3 protein-coding genes and 1 CRISPR repeat array are annotated in these 19,682 nt (G+C 33.1%); all 3 genes read left to right on the plus strand.

Features of this window, described 5'->3' with window-relative positions:
- Positions 1–18 precede the first annotated feature (18 nt).
- The 3 genes from ACZBKJ_RS06665 to rimO all read left to right on the plus strand — a co-directional run bounded on the left by ACZBKJ_RS06665 (position 19) and on the right by rimO (position 19,543).
- Positions 19–12,537 (plus strand): hypothetical protein, encoded by a 12,519-nt coding sequence (locus ACZBKJ_RS06665; RefSeq protein ID WP_463200196.1) that lies wholly within the window; start codon positions 19–21, stop codon positions 12,535–12,537.
- A 234-nt stretch (positions 12,538–12,771) separates the two neighbouring features.
- A CRISPR array of direct repeats spans positions 12,772–16,665; the repeat unit is 28 nt; unit sequence GTTACACACCGCATAGGTGGCTTAGAAA.
- Positions 16,666–16,938: 273 nt separating this feature from the next.
- Positions 16,939–17,907, plus strand: coding sequence for a hypothetical protein (locus ACZBKJ_RS06670; RefSeq protein ID WP_463200197.1), 969 nt, complete (start codon positions 16,939–16,941; stop codon positions 17,905–17,907).
- Positions 17,908–18,091: 184 nt separating this feature from the next.
- Positions 18,092–19,543, plus strand: a complete 1,452-nt coding sequence (gene rimO / locus ACZBKJ_RS06675) for a 30S ribosomal protein S12 methylthiotransferase RimO (RefSeq protein ID WP_463200198.1) — start codon at positions 18,092–18,094, stop codon at positions 19,541–19,543.
- Positions 19,544–19,682 lie beyond the last annotated feature (139 nt).

The following is a 19,682-nucleotide window of genomic DNA, read 5'->3' on the forward strand; positions in this document are numbered from 1 at the left end:
TTTTTTTGGAAGAATATTATGAGTGATTACGATAAAGCATTACAAAGAGCTAGAGCTAGAGTAAACCAAAAACTAGAAAATATGGGAGTACATCAACCTGAACAAAGAAATCCAAATGATATGACTTTTACATCATATTATGAAGAACCAAAACCAGTAGAAAAGGTAACTACCAATGTAACCAACCCAGTTAAAGATACTTTAACTAATTTCGGTGTTGGTTTGAATAATCTAGTTGATGGTGCTGTTGCTGTTGCTACTGATACTGCTAGTAATATAGCTGAATATGGAACTATTACACCTATGAAAAAGGTAGGTGATTATTTAGCTGATAAAACTGGTTTTAGTGGGTATAGTAAAATTGGTGAGATAGCAGACAGTAGAAATCCAGTAGGACAGTATATACAAGCAGGACAAGCATTTAATAGACTTATAGGGTTAGATAAAGTAAATCCAGATACTCAAACAGGTAAACTGGCTGTAGGTATGCTTACAGGTAATGCTACAGTTGATAAAAACAAATTAGCACAGGAAGTAAACCAAGCAACTAAAAAACAACAAAGACAAGAATGGTTAAATAGTAATAAATCCACTGGTTTAAGAGAAATGGAAAATGATTTTAATGAAAAATTCCATAATATTAATACAGGAAGTCAGGTAGGGGATTTATGGGAAAGTGTAAAACTATTTGCTGATAACCCTTATCTAGCTACACAACAAGCAGTACAATCATTACCATCAATGGCTTTGGCTTCTGTAACTAAAAACCCATTAGCTGTAGCTTCTTTAACAGAAGGAATATCTGGATATGGTGAAGCAAAAGATTATGCACAACAAAATAACCTAGATTTAAATGATAGTAAGGTACAGGCTCATATACTAGCTTCTGGTTTAGGTAATGCTGGTATAACCTATGCAGGTGGTAAATTAGCTCATAAACTAGGTGGTGGTGATATATCTACACTATCAAGAGCTACTGGTTTAAGTAGTGCTATTAAAGGAACTGCTGTAGATATGGGTGAAGAAGGTCTAATTGCTTTAAACTCTACAGTAAACCAAAATATTATGAGTGGTAAACAACTAACTCAAGATACAGGTAAAAACATAGGTCATGCTATGGCTTTATCTGGTGCTATGAGTGGAGCATTACAAGCACCTAGTGTTTTAGGTAGTAAAGCCACTAAAAAGGCTGATAACGCTTTATATGTGCCTTATGAGCAGTTATTAGACCCACAACATGATAAGTATAACCCATCTAAAGCATTTACTAGAGCTTATACAGAATTACATAATGCAAAAGATACAGCTAGTAAAACCAAAGCTAAAGAACACTTAAATAAAGCCAAAGATGAAGCATTTACTTACTTAACTTCACTTGATGAAAGAATCCGTGTTGAAACTGATGAAAAAAATAAAGCAAAGTTAATTGGCTTTAGAAACAGTTTTTATGAAGAACATATTAAACCTATTACTACAACTATTAATTTACAAGAAACCAATGTAGGTTCTAAAACTTTAAGTGATTTAGTAGATAGTTATATCAACCCAACTAAATCTAATACAACTGGTTTTAATAAAAACAAACCAATAGCCATTATGGGTAGTTATACTAAAGCAAGAGACCAAGTTGGTGCTGGTTCAGCAGACCACTTTGATGTCTCTGTACGCAGTGCAAATGTTAATCCAAATAGTTATTTTGATAGGTTTACTGTAGATGGTAAAACTTTAAACCATTATGCTAATACTTTTGGTTTTAAACCAGAACAGGTATATGGAGCTAAAAGAAGTTATGGTGGGCATAGGGGTTATGATTTTAGTATTAATAAACACTTTGGTGGTAAAGCAGGTAAAGAGTTATTAGTATCACCTGAATGGGCTGATAAAGTTAAAAGTATTAGTTATGGTAAATCTACAGGTAAGGATAAAAAAGGTAATCATACAGGGTATGGTAACTATACAGATATTACCTTTACTGATGGTGTAACTATTCGTATTGGTCATCAAGATGATACAGGTATAAATAAAGTAAAAGCCTTTCATGGCAATACACAAACCAATCAACAAACTACACAGCAAGTTAAAGTTTCTTTAGACCCAAATAGACAAAAAGTATGGGATATGGCTAATACATCAGCAGATGTATTTATGCAAAATTTTAGTAAAGCTAGTGAATCTGTTGGCTTAACTAAAGATGATTGGCAAAGATATATTGCTAGTACATTATACACAGAAAGTCGTGGTAAGTTAGATATTAAAGAAGCTAAAGGAACACCGTTTATTGGTAAGTATCAAGCAGGTGTAGCGTATCTTGAAACTGCTGGATTCTTAAAACAAGGTACAACTAAAAAGTATGGTGGTTCAGAAGCTGTAAAAAAAGCAAATGGTTGGAGTGCATTAAATGACCCTAGTAACTGGAATCATGGTTTAGATTTACAGAAGTTTTTAAATTCACATGAATTACAAGATAAGGCTTTTGCCAACGGAACAATGAACAACCTAAGCCAGATGATTAAATCTGGGTACACTAAAGGTAAATCACCTAAAGAGATTTTAGGACTTCTTAAAACAGCACATATTAGTGGTGTTGGTGGTGTTGGTAAGTTATTGTCTGGTAAAACAGTTAAAGACCATAACGGAACATCTAATAGAAAATATTATGAAGATATTGTCAATGATGGTGATGGTTTTACTACTGGTTTAAACACAGTACCAGTTAATACCGATGAACAGTATCTACAAGATACCCAAACAAAAATTCAACAAGAACAGTTAAAACAGAACCAACAAGATTTAAAGATACAAGAGTTACAGAATAAAAAAGCTCAATTAGAGTTAGAACAACAACAGCAGGTTAATCAACAAACCAAACAACAACAACAAACCAATCAAAGTAAAGTAGAAGAAGTTATCCCAGAATTAATGAAACGTTTTTCTACAGTTACTTTAGATAATGTAGAAGAATCTAAAGAAAGTATTAGCAAATTAAGTAAAAATGGTGTTATTTCTGAATCTCAAGCTAATGATTTAATCAAATTATTAGACATTAAAATGAGAATTAAAGCAGATGATGCAGATAGGGTACATAGTCATATTATTCATGGTTTTAAAGGTGGTAATGAGACTTTAGAAAATAACTTAGGTATTGACCAATACGATGAGATATTTGCTCATGGCAATAAAGATACTAAATTAAAGTATATGGGTTATTTAACTCGGTTTAGAGATGACCATGTAAGTAAAGCTAATGCTATTCAGAATGCTTTAGCTAAGTATGATGGTAAACCTATTACATTGGCTTACTCTGGCAATAAGAATAGTTGGATTGAGATTGATGACCCATCAATCCTTACAGACAATTCTCGTAAGTTTGTAGTAAATACATCAAATCCAAATAAAGCAATGGAAACTATTTTTAAAGAAGCAGAACTCTTAGATGAATTTACAAAAACTTATCAAAGTATTTTTGATAGTTTAGAGTCTAAAACAATAGAAACATCTTATACACCTAGTAAACCTAGCAGTAAAGGTATTCAGTTTAAAGGTGTAGAGTCTTGGAGAAAAATGAAAGAAATAGACCCTGATGGTATTTGGGTTGATTACAATACAACAATTTCATTAGCTATGAATATAAGAAAAGGTAAGACTAAATTAGGACAATTTGGTAATCCTTTTAATACTAAAACCACTAATAAAAAATGGAAAGTAGCAAATCAAAAAGAAGCTACTGAAAAGTATATAGAGTTATTTACCCATAAATATGTTGATAATAGTTGGTTTAAAAATGAAGTAGATAATCTTAGAGATAAAACTTTATATTTTAAGAAAAATACTGATGGTAAAGGAACAAATACTGATGTTCCATTCTTTATTAAAAAGTTTGTAGAAGCTACTAGAGACTTACCACATGATGAACAGATTAACTTTGCTAAACAGAAACTATCTTTAGTAGGTAAAGAACTTTATGCTAATGGTAAACCAATTACTACTAGTCCAGTAACTAATAATACTGATACTGCTACTAAAGCTGATACTATTTCCAGTAACGCTAATACTATTGAGACAAAGCCTAATGCAGTAGAAACACCTACTGAAGTAGAACCAAGTAATAAAGAGAATATCAGTACACCTTTAGAGACTAAACCAGTAAATAAAACAACACAACAAGGTGTACCTAAAACTAAAGAACCACAGAGTGTTGATGAATGGTTAAATGATTTACAAGAAACAGCAGGACAAATGGATAATGCTGAATTGGAAAAATTTGCTAACCTAGATTTACAAAGACAAATCCAAGATAATCAACAAGAAAATTATATTGATACTTCTGGTTATCAACCAGAGAATAACTACACTGATACTTCAGGAAACCAAGAAACAAGTATATTTACCATACCAGATGAAGTTTATGAAAATGACATGACATTTACAGCAGAACCTGTAAATGAGCAGACTGATTTACCTAATATTATTGAAGAAAAACCAAGAAGTGCTATTGTTAGTAAATCAAAAGCAGTTAGTAATAGGGTAAAAACTGTAGAGAGTTTAAAACAAATTACACCTAAAGCACTTAAAGACAGTAGTGTAAATAATACTTTAAAAGGTTCACATAATTTAGCCGAAATATTGGATTCACTGACTTTAAATGAACAACAGAAGATTATTGTAAATGCTATTAGTCAAAGTTATCCTGATTTAACTGCTAGTCTTGATGGTAGTAAAGCAGATGTTAGTGCTAAGACTATAGACGATTTTATGGTTAATTTAGTAGAATTTGCTACTAAAGATACTTTAAACCAATTAAATGAATTAGAGTATGATACTTCAAAAGATTTTAAAGAATTACCTAAACAAACTCGTAAACTAATCACCTTAAAAAATGAATTAGACCAAATTAGTAATACATTAAAAAATTTAAATAATTTAGGTAAAGAACAGTCTGATAATGTAATTAAAGCAACTCAAAGTTATCAAAATCTAATTGCTTTAGGTATTAATCAAGATGGTTTTGGTAAGTTTTTAAAAACCATTGAAACTAAAGGTAAAGTTACTTCTAATTTGTTCACTAAGCTCATTAATGGCTTACAATCTTTTTTAGGTATTCCTGCTAAAACAGAAATTAATAACTACTATGAAAAACTGCTTAATGCTGTTGCTTTAGCTATTGAGATACAAAAACCAGATAACAATGGTAATTTATCAATCTTTGATGGTGTAACTAAAGAGACTAGAAAAGAAGAGCTTAATAAACCATACAAAGAAAGAAATGTATTAGTTTCTGGCATACATCAAGAAAATACTACTAATTTATCTAAAGTAAAAGATTTAGTAACTCGTATCAAATTATACGGTACTTCTGAAATTAGTAGATTAAACCAAGATAAACCAAATAAAGTACAGCAAAAACAGTTAGAACACTTTATTGAATTTCGTGAGAAATTTTCTGAATATTTAATAGCTTCTTTCTTTGATAAAGAAACCAAATATAAATATCAAGATTTAAAATCATTTTTAAATATAGGAACACATGATAATCCTAAGTTTGATGAAAACTTATTAACTGCACTTAGTTTAACTGCTTATGACTACACAGTAATTAATGGTTCTAGGGCTAGACATGATAAGAAAGGGTTATATAGAGCATTAGGTATTGATGAAGAAACTACTTCATTGGATTATAAAGTAGCTAAGAAGTACACTTTTATTGGTAATTCATTGGGTTCTGTAACAGTGGATATGGGTAAGACTGTATCAAAGTTATTAGGGTTTAAACAGTATAATGATGTACCACAGGATACCTTAGCTCGTTTAGAAGCTAGTTTAGGTAACTGGGTTGTATCTGCTATGCAAGTTGCAGATTTAGTATATATTCACACAGTACCTATGGACATGTATAAAGCAGATACAAACCAACCAGTTACTGATGAAGATAAACATAAATCAGTTAGATTTGTCTCTTACGTAGAATTTGATGGTAAAAATCCAAGTCAATTAGCTTTACAGATAAGTAAATTAGGTAAAGGAACTAAAGGGTATTTAAATGATTTGTTTGGTTTACAGAGTTCTAAGAAATACCCTACATTAACACCACCAGAAGCTACTAATAAGATAGATAAAACTAAATCTAAAATATCTAAAACCCAAAAAGAAAGAATCCAGAAAATGCAAGATGAACCTATGGTTATAAATCAAGATATGTCTGGAATTATGCAAAAACTAAAGGAAAGTGATAAAGATTTTTTACTGGATTTATTTAAGGCTAGGGTTACACCAGAACAATTATCTAAAATACATATAACTAGACAAGAAAGTAAATTAGCAAGTGCAGAAGGTAATCTAAGAGACTTAGAGAACTATTTTGATTGGAAACTAAGTTTACCTAGCGAAGACACTTCTTTTTATGACAGAATTAAAATCGCTGTCAATAGACGTATGCACTATGTTAGTAATGTAATTAATTTTCAGAGTTCTAAAGTACATAGAGCATTAGTAGAGTTAAAGAACTTTAAAACTACTATAGACCTATCTAACTTTGATATTAATAATTTATACGATGAACAAGGTAAACCAAAAGACTATACCTTATTTTTAAGAGCTGTTCTTGAGAATGCAGAAGGTACAGAAAAAATATTTGAACAAATTATTATAGATAAGGGTTTATCTAAAGGTGCTACTGTAGATAAAGTATCTAGTGCTAATATTCTTCCTTTGGCTTGGGAATACTTAACTACTGATGATAAAGTAATTCAAGCAGTATCAGCAGTATCGGATTTACAACAAGGTAAAGATTTAACCCAAGAACAAAAACAAGCAATACTTACTTTAGTAAAACAATGGGATATGGGTGGACAATCCTTTAGAGCCTTAGTTGAATTAACTAACTTTATGAAAGCCTTAAAAGATGGTAAATCATTTACTACATCATTTGGTATATCTTCTGATGGTTTAAATAATGGTACTGGTATTGGTGCTATTCTAATGGGTATTATAGACAATAGGTTACTAGAACGAGTAGGTATATTTTTATCAGTTAGTAACCATAGAAATTACTTTAGTACACGTTCAGACCCAGAAGTTACAGACTATTACACTGGTTTAGCACCTATTTTATTAAATAGTATTAACTTAGTTGAAAAGACCAATGTATCACAAGCATACAAAGTATTAAATACCAGTCTAACAAGTCGTAAAACCCTAAAAGCATTACTTATTCCATTTGGTTATGGTGCAGGTAATAAATCACTTAAAATTTCTGCATCAAATCGTATGTATGAAGATATTATTGACCAATTAGAGAGTATAGCTAATGACCTTAAATCCAGTGATTCTAAGGTAGTTGAACTAGCACAATTAAAAAGAAATGAAATAGAACACGCACTGCAACAAATATTGGGTAATAAATTTAAGTTAAATAAAGATTTATTATCCCATGAGTTTACTTACGCAGAAATTAATAAATTAAAAGAAACTTACATTAAAACTTATGGTAAAGCCTTAACAAGTGCTGTTAATGCTTATGGTAGTAAGATTGTTCAAGGACAGACATTAAACGTAAATATCAGCAACACTGCTCATGAAGCCTACACTAGAGCTAAAGACATCATTGTAGAAAGAGCTAATGAACTACATAAACAAAGATTAAAAGAAAAGTATGGTGAAGTTGGAAAGGATTTACTGGATTATGAAACCTTAACAACAAATGAAATTAAAGAGTTTATTGAAAAACCTTTATCAAATATTCTTCCTAAAATACATGACGCTTATAGTCATTATGATAGTTTAGATAATGCTTTAGAAATTTCTAAGGAAGAGAATACATTATTACCAGTAAATACTGAAAGTAAGACTTATCAGTACACAGAACAAGGTGATTTAAGACTTGTTAAAGATAGTCCATTTATTAAAGGTAAACAAGAAACCAATATCAGTGTAAGACCACACTCACAACATATCCAAAGTACAGACAGTGTTATTTCATCTGAAGCTAGTACAGCAGGTGTAGTAACCCAGAATTTCCATGATGCTAATGGTACTGGAATTAACAACCACAATGACATGGTAATAAACCAAAACAAAGCATTCTTTAATAACACAGTTAATTTTCATATCTTTTCTGAAAGTATGTTTGGATTGTTGAGAACACTACAAGGTATCTTAGATAGTGATTTACTAACTGAGTTAGAAAAGAATAATATTATCACTCAAACAAAAATTAAAATTGGTGAAATCCTAAAAATTGATAATGGTTTAGTTACACTAACATCATTAGATAATTTAGTGGATACAGCCTTAGAACATGATATTAATAAAATACGTTTATATAGAGATGTAGAAAGCATCCATCAATATAGTGGTGAAGGTGGTGAATATTACTTAACTGAAGTAGATAGAAATACGATTGAAGAGCAATTTATAGTTATTGAAACCAATAGAGAAGAACTACACAAGATGGTTGATGATATAAATAAAGAAATATTCAAACCAACTAAAAATAGTTTTAATCCAGATAAAGTTACTAATACTAATACTAATACTAAGTTATTTAATCTCAATAGTTTAAAGTTATCTGTAGATAAGTTACAGACAAACCAATCAAGTAAAGATGTATTTACTATGCTTACTGGTTTGATAGATAAACATAATCCTAAATTATTAATTAAAGTTTCTAAATTATCTGAAAAACATTATGGAGCTTATAACAAAGATAACCAAATAGAATTAAATGAAACATTATTTAAGAGTAAAGACGTTCAAGATGAGCTTAAATTAAAAGCAATCAATCATGAACTTATCCATGCTTTAACTGAGACTGGTTTAACTAAAGATACTCAAGCCAGTAAGGATATTAAAGCAATGTTTGAACAGTTAAAAGAAGTTTATAAACAATCATTAGATAAACATGAAATTATTGATAAAGCCTTAGAAAATGTGTATGAGTTTGTTGCTTATGGTTTGACTGATAAAACTGTAGCAAGTTTTATTGGTAATAATTTAGATTTAAAGAAACTAGGTATAAAACCTAAAAGTAAACTAACTAAAGTAATAGATACTTTCTTATCAGCTATTTATTCCATGCTTGGTTTAAATAAAAACACAAGCTATAAAACCTTTGTAGATAGAGTAAACCAATCCATTGAGAACTATGACTCAACTATTACAGGGTTTGTTGAAACTGATTACAGAGCAAGCAGTGTTGAAACAGAAGTAAATGCTAAAGAAGTTACTGATGTTTTTAAAGAGCTTAATAAGGGAAATGTTACTGAACAACATAATAAACATTTAGACAATTTAATTGATAAATTTCTTGGAGTTTTTTATAAAAATAGTAGTAATACAAAATTTGTTAAACTAACTGATGGTTTGCTACAAAACACTGCTGTAGTTCAAGGATTTGTAACGTCTGATAAAGAGAACTATGTCAATGAAGCTATGACTATTATGGTTAATGAGTATTTAAACCACAATAAAGGAACATTAGCTTTTAATGGGTTAAATAAGCTCTACACACAAGCACAGGAACACTTTAAGTCAGTTAAAGACTTATTCCCACAATATACGTCTGTAAGTAAATCTGAACAACAACGCTTACAGAAAATGTTTCAGTATTTATTTAATAACAAAACTAAACAAGATAATGTAGCAAGATTTGTTGCAATGGCTTTAACTAATGAAGAGTTTAGAGAAGTCTTAGATAAACATAAATTCAATGATACTAAAGCTAATGGTACTTGGTTTGATAAGATAATGCGTATTAGTGAAGAGATTACAGGACGTATGAATAATACTTGGTTTAGAGCTGATTCTAAAGATAACACAGGTATGATTAGTGCTTATGTAAACTCTTTAAGCTCATTGGAAATTAAAGCAAGAAATCATCAAGTAGATAAAATACAGTCAGCTTATGAAAAGCTACGAAGCACTTTATATAGCTTTGGTGATAGACCATTTAAAACTGTACTAGGTACTTTGTTTGATAATGACTATTTAAGAAACAGTGATATTAGATTTTTACGCAATGTTGGTAGAGTAGGTAAGATAATAAACTCAAATATCAATCCAAGTGAATACATTAGCAGTCTTTATGCTAAAGCTAATGATAGACATACAACAAATAAATTTCTAATGGAAACTATTAATGAGGTACTTCATCAAGGTATTAGGGGTAACGTAATAGATAAATTAGTAAGTAAAACTCAAGCAATAGCACAAGCAAGAAAACGTGTTAAAGACAGTACATTTAAACAGTTACAACAAGTATTTAGTAAACCTTTAGATAAAAAACAGAAAACAGCAATTACTTATGCAGTTATAAGAACTGATTTATCTAGCTTACTTACACAAGGTTTTAGTGCAGATAAAACTTTATCAATGCTAAATGAAACCAACAGAAATAAAGCAATTACAGAATACTCTAAACAATTAAAAGAGTTAGTAAAGGATAGAGAAATATACAATGATATGTTACATCAAATCAATTCTCTTGGTTTAAACATGGTTACTGATGAAACTGCTAAAGGATTAGTTAAATCAGCTTATGGTGTTGCTATGGGTTTTGGTAGTTGGTATGAAACTGAACAACCTAATAAAGATATTTATAAAGTTGTAGATATATTAAGTACCTTATATGCTCTAAACCATGTAGAAGAAAATCATATTATTGATGTAACTTTATTAACCAAAAATGAAAAACAAGGGTTAATAGATACCATGAGACTGCATGAACAGCTTGTTAAGCAGTCTAAAGAAGATTTTGAATACAATAAGTATAACTATGTTAAAGGCTATACTGTTGAAATTACACACCCTAATAGAAAGTTAGTATTTGCTACTACTGATGATGAAATACACCAATTAAAAGAACAAGGTTTTGTACACACAACAAAGTTAAAACAAGATAACAATGACAAATCAATACCTAGATATTTAATGATACACACCAACTACTCATCTAATAAGTATGTATCAGGTGCTTTGGATTTATATGACACACATGGTAAAGGTTCTATTGTCTATACAGCAGGTGTTGATAATCAAAAAATTTCAGACACTACACAAGATATTCTGAAGTACCGCAGACATAGAGCTAAATTTAATGTAGAAGATGTTAATCCAAGAACAACTACAGGTAGTTTACAAGCAACTTATAGAAGTGATGGTAGTATTTTAAATTACCATTATGAGATGGAAGGTAGAACTAAAGATACCTATTTAGAACGTAATAATGATTTTGATTTATTACTAGCAACACAAGCAAGTGATTTGGTATTTAAACCAGCAATCAGAAACCATCAGATTGATGTTGCTAAAGCATTAGTGAAAGATACTAAAGAACACTTTAGTAAAGCACCTGATGAGTATATTTTCTTAAATCTTGAAAGTATTGACCCTAGTGTACAAGCAATGGTTAGAATGATACCTTATACATTTAGAAAAGAACTACAAAAGGCTTATGGTAGGGGTAATCTAATACCTATTCATAAGAATATGTATAACGCTACCTTTGGTTTTCAAGCATACTCATTAGTTGAGTCTTTTGATAAAGTATATGAACCAGAAAAAAGATTAAATTTATTTGAAAAATTATTAGTTGATTTTTCTAAAATGTTATTTAAAGAAAATGCTAGAAAAAGAGTATTACAACTTGAACAAGTTGTACAAAAACTGATGACTTTAATTAAAGATATTATTGTAGTTAGAAGTGGTAAAGTAGCTTTAGGTAACATACTATCTAATTTATCTTTATTGATGTTACAGGGTATTAATCCAATCAAAGTAATCACAGACACTACATTTGCTTGGCGTAATATTAAAAACTACAAAAAATATGCTATTAAATTATCTGAATTAGAAGCTGAATTAAAAACCAAAAGAAGTAATATTAATATTGGTCAGATAAAAAGACAGATTAAAACACTTAATCAATTATTAGAAAAAAATCCAATGCACAAGTATATGGAATATGGTTTGATGAGTACGATTGTTGAAGATATAAATACCGATTTAGAAAATGATGGTAAATATAAAACACCTTTTGAAGAGTACATAGAAAAATACACTAAAAAAATTCCTACACCTTTAAAAACTGTATTTAATGAAGTAGTAATTAATAAAGGTTCTACAGTACATAACTTTTTAACAGAAGCTACATCATTTAGTGATTTGTCTGCTAAGTATGTTCTAGCCAATCATTTACAACAAAAAGGTATGGACTTAGATAAAGCCATTTATCAATCCAATCTATCCTTTATTAATTATGATGTACCAACTAATAAAACATTGGATTATTTAAATAGAATTGGTTTAGCAAACTTTACTAAGTATTATTTAAGAATCCAATATATGCTTGGTAAACTAATTTTAAAAGCACCTATTACAGCTTTATTACAACATAATCTAGTTGAAAGTTTAGGAAGTGAAAGTGTAATGAACTCACTTTGGATTAATAGATTTGGTAATCCATTAGATTCTAGTATATTTATGGGATTAGATGTAAGTGATGATTTATTAGCAACACGATTAATTGGTGAACTGTTTACTTAGTTATTAAGGAGTTCGAGTCTCTCCGTCCCCACCATATATAAAACCTGCTTTAGAGCAGGTTTTTTTTCGTCTACCTAAAATGTTTCTATAAAACTTATTTTTACCAAAAAATTTTATCTATAAAAAAATTTTTTAAGAATCAATAACTTAAAAATAAACAAAAAATCATTGGTTAAATTACTTAAAATCAATGTTCAGGCTTGATATTATTGAAGTTTTTTTGATATAATCACTGTTACACACCGCATAGGTGGCTTAGAAACGTCTTTTTGGACGTCTGGCTTATCAGTGCATGTTACACACCGCATAGGTGGCTTAGAAAACGAGCGTTTTGTCAGTTTGACATGCTCGCTAAGTTACACACCGCATAGGTGGCTTAGAAAAGTAATACTTAAGGTAGTTTCTAGTTGAAACAGTTACACACCGCATAGGTGGCTTAGAAAGCTCTTTGGTACGAGCGCCAACAGCTAATTAACGTTACACACCGCATAGGTGGCTTAGAAAACACGCTCTGGCATGATGAAAAACCCAACCCATGTTACACACCGCATAGGTGGCTTAGAAATTCGCGAGTCACAAAGTGAGCGTACGCGATAACGTTACACACCGCATAGGTGGCTTAGAAAATCTTGTCTAGTTCTCAAGCCCAAACATGGATGTTACACACCGCATAGGTGGCTTAGAAAAAAGGTGATGCGATAATCATCGCCAGCTTGGATGTTACACACCGCATAGGTGGCTTAGAAAATGAGATGTTGTCATACACATTTTTTAGTTTTGTTACACACCGCATAGGTGGCTTAGAAAGCTAAAGCTGGCACGCCTGCCCAATGGGTGGCTGTTACACACCGCATAGGTGGCTTAGAAATATTTATCAATATCGCAGCTACGATATTAGATGTTACACACCGCATAGGTGGCTTAGAAAAACTCTCTTCCATCTTTTGTTCGGAAGTACGCGTTACACACCGCATAGGTGGCTTAGAAAATTTTAAAATCACCTTTTGTTCGTCCGAATTAGTTACACACCGCATAGGTGGCTTAGAAACACTGGGTAATGTCTTTAAAGTATTGTTTGCACGTTACACACCGCATAGGTGGCTTAGAAAAAAACCCAAACGCGCCCGACTTGATGAGACGCTGTTACACACCGCATAGGTGGCTTAGAAAAGATAATCTGCCCACGCCTGCATCATTTCACGTGTTACACACCGCATAGGTGGCTTAGAAAACCATTGACAAAGATTGCAGGAATCCACTGCAGTTACACACCGCATAGGTGGCTTAGAAATTACCATCATTAGTAAGGAAATACGCGTATGCGTTACACACCGCATAGGTGGCTTAGAAATCATGGGATGATAACACTTGACGTACATCAAAGTTACACACCGCATAGGTGGCTTAGAAATAATACCGAAATGGTTTGGGAGATTGATGTATGTTACACACCGCATAGGTGGCTTAGAAAGATACCTAACCAAAAAAAAATAAACTGAATGTTACACACCGCATAGGTGGCTTAGAAATCGAACATTTCATTTTTGTCCTTGCGGGTAACGTTACACACCGCATAGGTGGCTTAGAAAGTACTGATTCTGTGTCATCTACATTTTTTCTAAGTTACACACCGCATAGGTGGCTTAGAAAAAAGACTGTCTTTGTGCTTTTAATTCGTACTGAGTTACACACCGCATAGGTGGCTTAGAAAAACGCAAAACGATTTGAGGAGATACTGGCAGTTGTTACACACCGCATAGGTGGCTTAGAAAGATGAGTCTAAATAAGCCTGCAGTGGGAAAAAGTTACACACCGCATAGGTGGCTTAGAAATTGCAATTTTAAAATGGCTTATCGCCCTTGCCGTTACACACCGCATAGGTGGCTTAGAAAATAGCAAAGGTATTGAAACGCGTATCTCTTCAGTTACACACCGCATAGGTGGCTTAGAAAAAGCGGCTTTAACTGCTGAGCAAAACGCCCGCGTTACACACCGCATAGGTGGCTTAGAAAACTGTCTCAATAATTTTATGGTCAAACGTATAGGTTACACACCGCATAGGTGGCTTAGAAAAATCCATCATCAAGATACAAGCGGCGAGCGGACGTTACACACCGCATAGGTGGCTTAGAAATGTTTTACAAGCGTATCAGCAGGCTGGATTTTGTTACACACCGCATAGGTGGCTTAGAAAATAGTTGGAATGACGATAACTAAAGAATCTATGTTACACACCGCATAGGTGGCTTAGAAAAGTGTTTTAGCTTCGAACATTTCGTTCGACTCGTTACACACCGCATAGGTGGCTTAGAAATATGTATGCTTGTATGTCTTTTACCTGTTCTTGTTACACACCGCATAGGTGGCTTAGAAAGATATTAGAATTGTCTTCACTTTACGTTTAAAGTTACACACCGCATAGGTGGCTTAGAAAGTCAAACCCATCGATATAATGGATACACGGATGTTACACACCGCATAGGTGGCTTAGAAATCTTCGGGGGTCATATAACACGATAGATTCGAGTTACACACCGCATAGGTGGCTTAGAAATACTTTACCCAAACCCCTAGCATAGTCTTGGCCGTTACACACCGCATAGGTGGCTTAGAAAAGACTGCGTTTGAATATTAAATCTATAATAGATGTTACACACCGCATAGGTGGCTTAGAAAAAAACACGGATTTGCTCAGTTAGATCTACATTTGTTACACACCGCATAGGTGGCTTAGAAATTTAGTGGTGACGAAATAAGCATACGTGATTGTGTTACACACCGCATAGGTGGCTTAGAAAGCTCAAGGGTTTTACAGTTTACACTACCATCGGTTACACACCGCATAGGTGGCTTAGAAAAATCATACCTACAATCATATCTACTTCTGTTGGTTACACACCGCATAGGTGGCTTAGAAAAACGTATGGGCTTCGAACATTTCGTTCTTTTCGTTACACACCGCATAGGTGGCTTAGAAAGAATTGGTAATTCTACTCTCTCGTTAGTAGAGGTTACACACCGCATAGGTGGCTTAGAAATATGTAAGTGTAGTCATCAGACCATTATCATCGTTACACACCGCATAGGTGGCTTAGAAAACAACTGGTTCTGAAATACGCGTACGCACTGGGTTACACACCGCATAGGTGGCTTAGAAATCTTCTATAATCGGAAAGTCTTTGACTCTCCGGGTTACACACCGCATAGGTGGCTTAGAAATTTAATTGGTACTTTAGTTTCAATAACCATTTCGTTACACACCGCATAGGTGGCTTAGAAAATATTAATCACGGTGAATAATTTATGAATATGTGTTACACACCGCATAGGTGGCTTAGAAACTGCTGGAACATATCTTAACAGTGCTTATATAGTTACACACCGCATAGGTGGCTTAGAAATTTGAATCAGCAATGATTGCTTTTAGGGCTAAGTTACACACCGCATAGGTGGCTTAGAAATTGTAAGCCTGTAATCTCGTGTTTGTTGGTTGGTTACACACCGCATAGGTGGCTTAGAAATGCTTGCTCACATAGTGCATTTTTGTAACTGTTGTTATACACCGCATAGGTGGCTTAGAAAATAAAGACGGTTTCTTGATGGGGTGGATAACTGTTATACACCGCATAGGTGGCTTAGAAAGTTCTAGGGTATGAGATTACGCCTTGTTCGTACGTTATACACCGCATAGGTGGCTTAGAAATGTGGCGGTTTTGCTAATCGTAACCGTCTTGATGTTATACACCGCATAGGTGGCTTAGAAACTCAAAACTAAAAATTGGTTGGCTCGCTCTCTGTTATACACCGCATAGGTGGCTTAGAAAGTTTTTGTGGTAGATATAATCAAGACGAAAGATGTTATACACCGCATAGGTGGCTTAGAAAAAACCATGAAACAGCATATAACACAAGCATTGGTTACACACCGCATAGGTGGCTTAGAAAAAATATCCGAAATTTCTGTGCATGGTGACGGTGTTACACACCGCATAGGTGGCTTAGAAAACAAAGTCTATAAAAACGATGGCACGGAAATGAAGTTATACACCGCATAGGTGGCTTAGAAAACGGTAAGAGTTTGCGTTTTGCAGTTCAGCGATGTTATACACCACATAGGTGGCTTAGAAATGCTTTTTGAGCAACGTCATTTTGTATACAATACTAATAGTTATAATCGATTACTAATCGAAGTTACTAATGAAGGTGTTAAACACACTAAAACATTAGTTACAAATATGTGGGAGTTCCCTGAACTACGCATGAACGATTTGTTTCCAGAGGTAAATGGAGAACTACCCGTATACAACAATCCTTAACAATATCAGACAAGAGTACAGTAGAAATACATTGTACTCTTGTTTTTTTTTTAACATTAATTTTCTTTTTCAATGGAGTTTATTTATGACTATTAATCCTAACATGTTATCCACAGAAACGGTTTATATACCAGTCCCTACAGCAGTATTAGAAGCTACGACAGACTATGCTATAGCTAATAAGATATATATTGACACAGGTGCTGATAGAATCACCTTAGAAGATAAAGAAGGTAGATATATCGTACGTATCTGTATCCTAAATACTGATGATGATATCAGTTTAATTTCTTTAGATATAGAGATTGATGCTTACTTTAGAACTGAGAACGAATTAGATAATGATATTCCAGAAGAGTTAAACTGGATATTCGTTAGGTATCTTAATTCGCTACATGGTAAAGGATTTGCTAATCCCCATGACCTAGTAATTCGTCATGTGAATGATAACGATATCCTTGACTTATGCGATGTCTATCTAGTAGATAAGGAAGAAGCCTATTACTTAATATTCTATAATGCTAATATTAATAATGGTATTAAGTATACACTAACTAATGGGTTTACGTACATACTAGTACGACTTACTCATAGTGGTAAATTCGGTGAACATTACCTAGAGAAACTCTCTGTAATATTGAATGATACTGAACTACTTTATGATGATGCTACCCTATATGGGTTATTATACAATGACCTATTAGATAGTATCTTACTCCGTAAACGAGAATACGAAGAATGTATTGCTAAGATAGTTAAAAGTAATTTATTTAAACCTATTAGAGATAAACACCTATTACCCTTCTCTACTAACCCAATGTTTAATCACGTAGTCAATCTATTCCCAAATAATAAGATTATTACGACTGATAGATATTACGAACTAATCGTACAAGATGAGTATTGTAAATATGCTTTCAGAGTAGTATCAAATTTACCAGAGGCACTTATGACTTATGTAGGAATTGGTAATGAACCTACTAAGTTATATGTATCCAATACATTTGGTGAATTTATTGGCTTAGTTGTTATACACCGCATAGGTGGCTTATAAGCTCACAAAGTTAACATAAAAATTGAAAATACTAACAAATAAATCATATTCCACAACATTCAATAATTTATTAAAATCCTTAATATTACATTAAGTTTTTCTTACAATTCTAAAAATCATAACACTTGCCAAAATTCCCCAAAATTATTAAAATCCGCCTTTATTTTATCTCTAGCTAAACGCCATGACCGTAGAAACTTACATTCCAAACTCATCTCATCATAAAGCCAACCATAATCAAAATCGTACCATCAGCCAAAGCAGTGATTTTATTACACAGGCAGGTAGCCATAAAGCTCCAAAAATAGGTTTTGTGTCTTTGGGTTGTCCTAAAGCATTGGTAGATAGTGAACGTATTATCACTGAGCTTACTAAAGAAGGCTATCAAGTCGCCCATGATTACAATGGGGCAGATTTGGTGGTGGTTAATACATGTGGATTTATTGAGTCTGCAGTGCAAGAAAGCCTTGATGCTATTGGTGAGGCGATTAATAAAAATGGCAAAGTGGTTGTAACAGGCTGTTTGGGTAAAGATGCCGAAAAAATTCGTAGCATGCACCCTGCTGTGCTTGCAGTAACAGGAGCCCATGCCTATCAAGAGGTGATTAGTGCCGTTACACTCCATGTTCCAAAACCAGTTAAAGATAAAACATATGACCCAAAAATTGACCTTATCAATGACGCCGGGATTAAACTTACCCCAAGTCATTACGCATATTTGAAAATTTCTGAAAGTTGTAATCATCGCTGTACCTTTTGTATCATTCCATCATTGCGAGGCGATTTGGTTTCACGCACAATTGATGAGGTAATGCGAGAAGCGGTTGCCTTAAAAAATGCTGGCGTTAAAGAATTGTTAATCATTTCTCAAGATACTTCAGCCTATGGCGTGGATTTAAAATATAAGATGACATTTTGGCAGGGCGAACCTGTAAAAACCAAATTTTTGGATATGTGCCAGCTACTAGCAAAATTGGGCATTTGGGTGCGTTTGCATTACGTTTACCCTTACCCACACGTGGATAATGTGGTTGAGTTAATGGCAGACGCCAGAGCGGTAGGCGGACTTTTGCCATATTTAGACATTCCATTTCAACATGCAAGTCCTTCCGTATTAAAGGCAATGAAGCGCCCAGCCCATAGTGAAAATGTATTGGAGCGTATTGAAAAATGGCGAGCGATTTGTCCTGATATTGCCATTCGCTCAACCTTTGTGGTGGGTTTTCCGGGCGAAACCGAAGAAGACTTTGAATATCTTTTAGACTGGCTAAGAAAAGCACGTCTTGACCGTGTGGGCTGCTTTACTTATTCAGAAGTGGAGGGGGCGCAGGCTAATCACTTACCAAATCCTGTACCAGAATCGGTTAAACAGGAACGTTATCAGCGTTTTATGGAGGTTGCTCAAACCATCAGTGAAGAAAAATTACAGGAAAAAGTTGGTAAAACGTTCACTGTTTTGGTGGATGAAATTGATGTTGAAGAAAACATCGCCATTTGTCGCAGTTATGCTGATGCACCAGAAATTGATGGTCATGTGTATGTAGATAATATTGATGAACGTGTAAAAGTTGGTCAATTTTTAACCGTTACAATTGATGAAGCAAGCGAATATGATTTGTTTGCCAGTCTTGAATAACACCAAAAAATTGCCTAAATTTTGGCTAAAATTTGTGTTCTATACGATTGTTTTATAAGGGTTTTGTTATTTTAGGTAACAAATGTTTAGCATCATGTAGTTTAGCTTGAGGTGGCTATTTTTCCTTGTTAGAATGGCA

It is taken from the genome of Moraxella sp. I5G, from assembly GCF_055193055.1.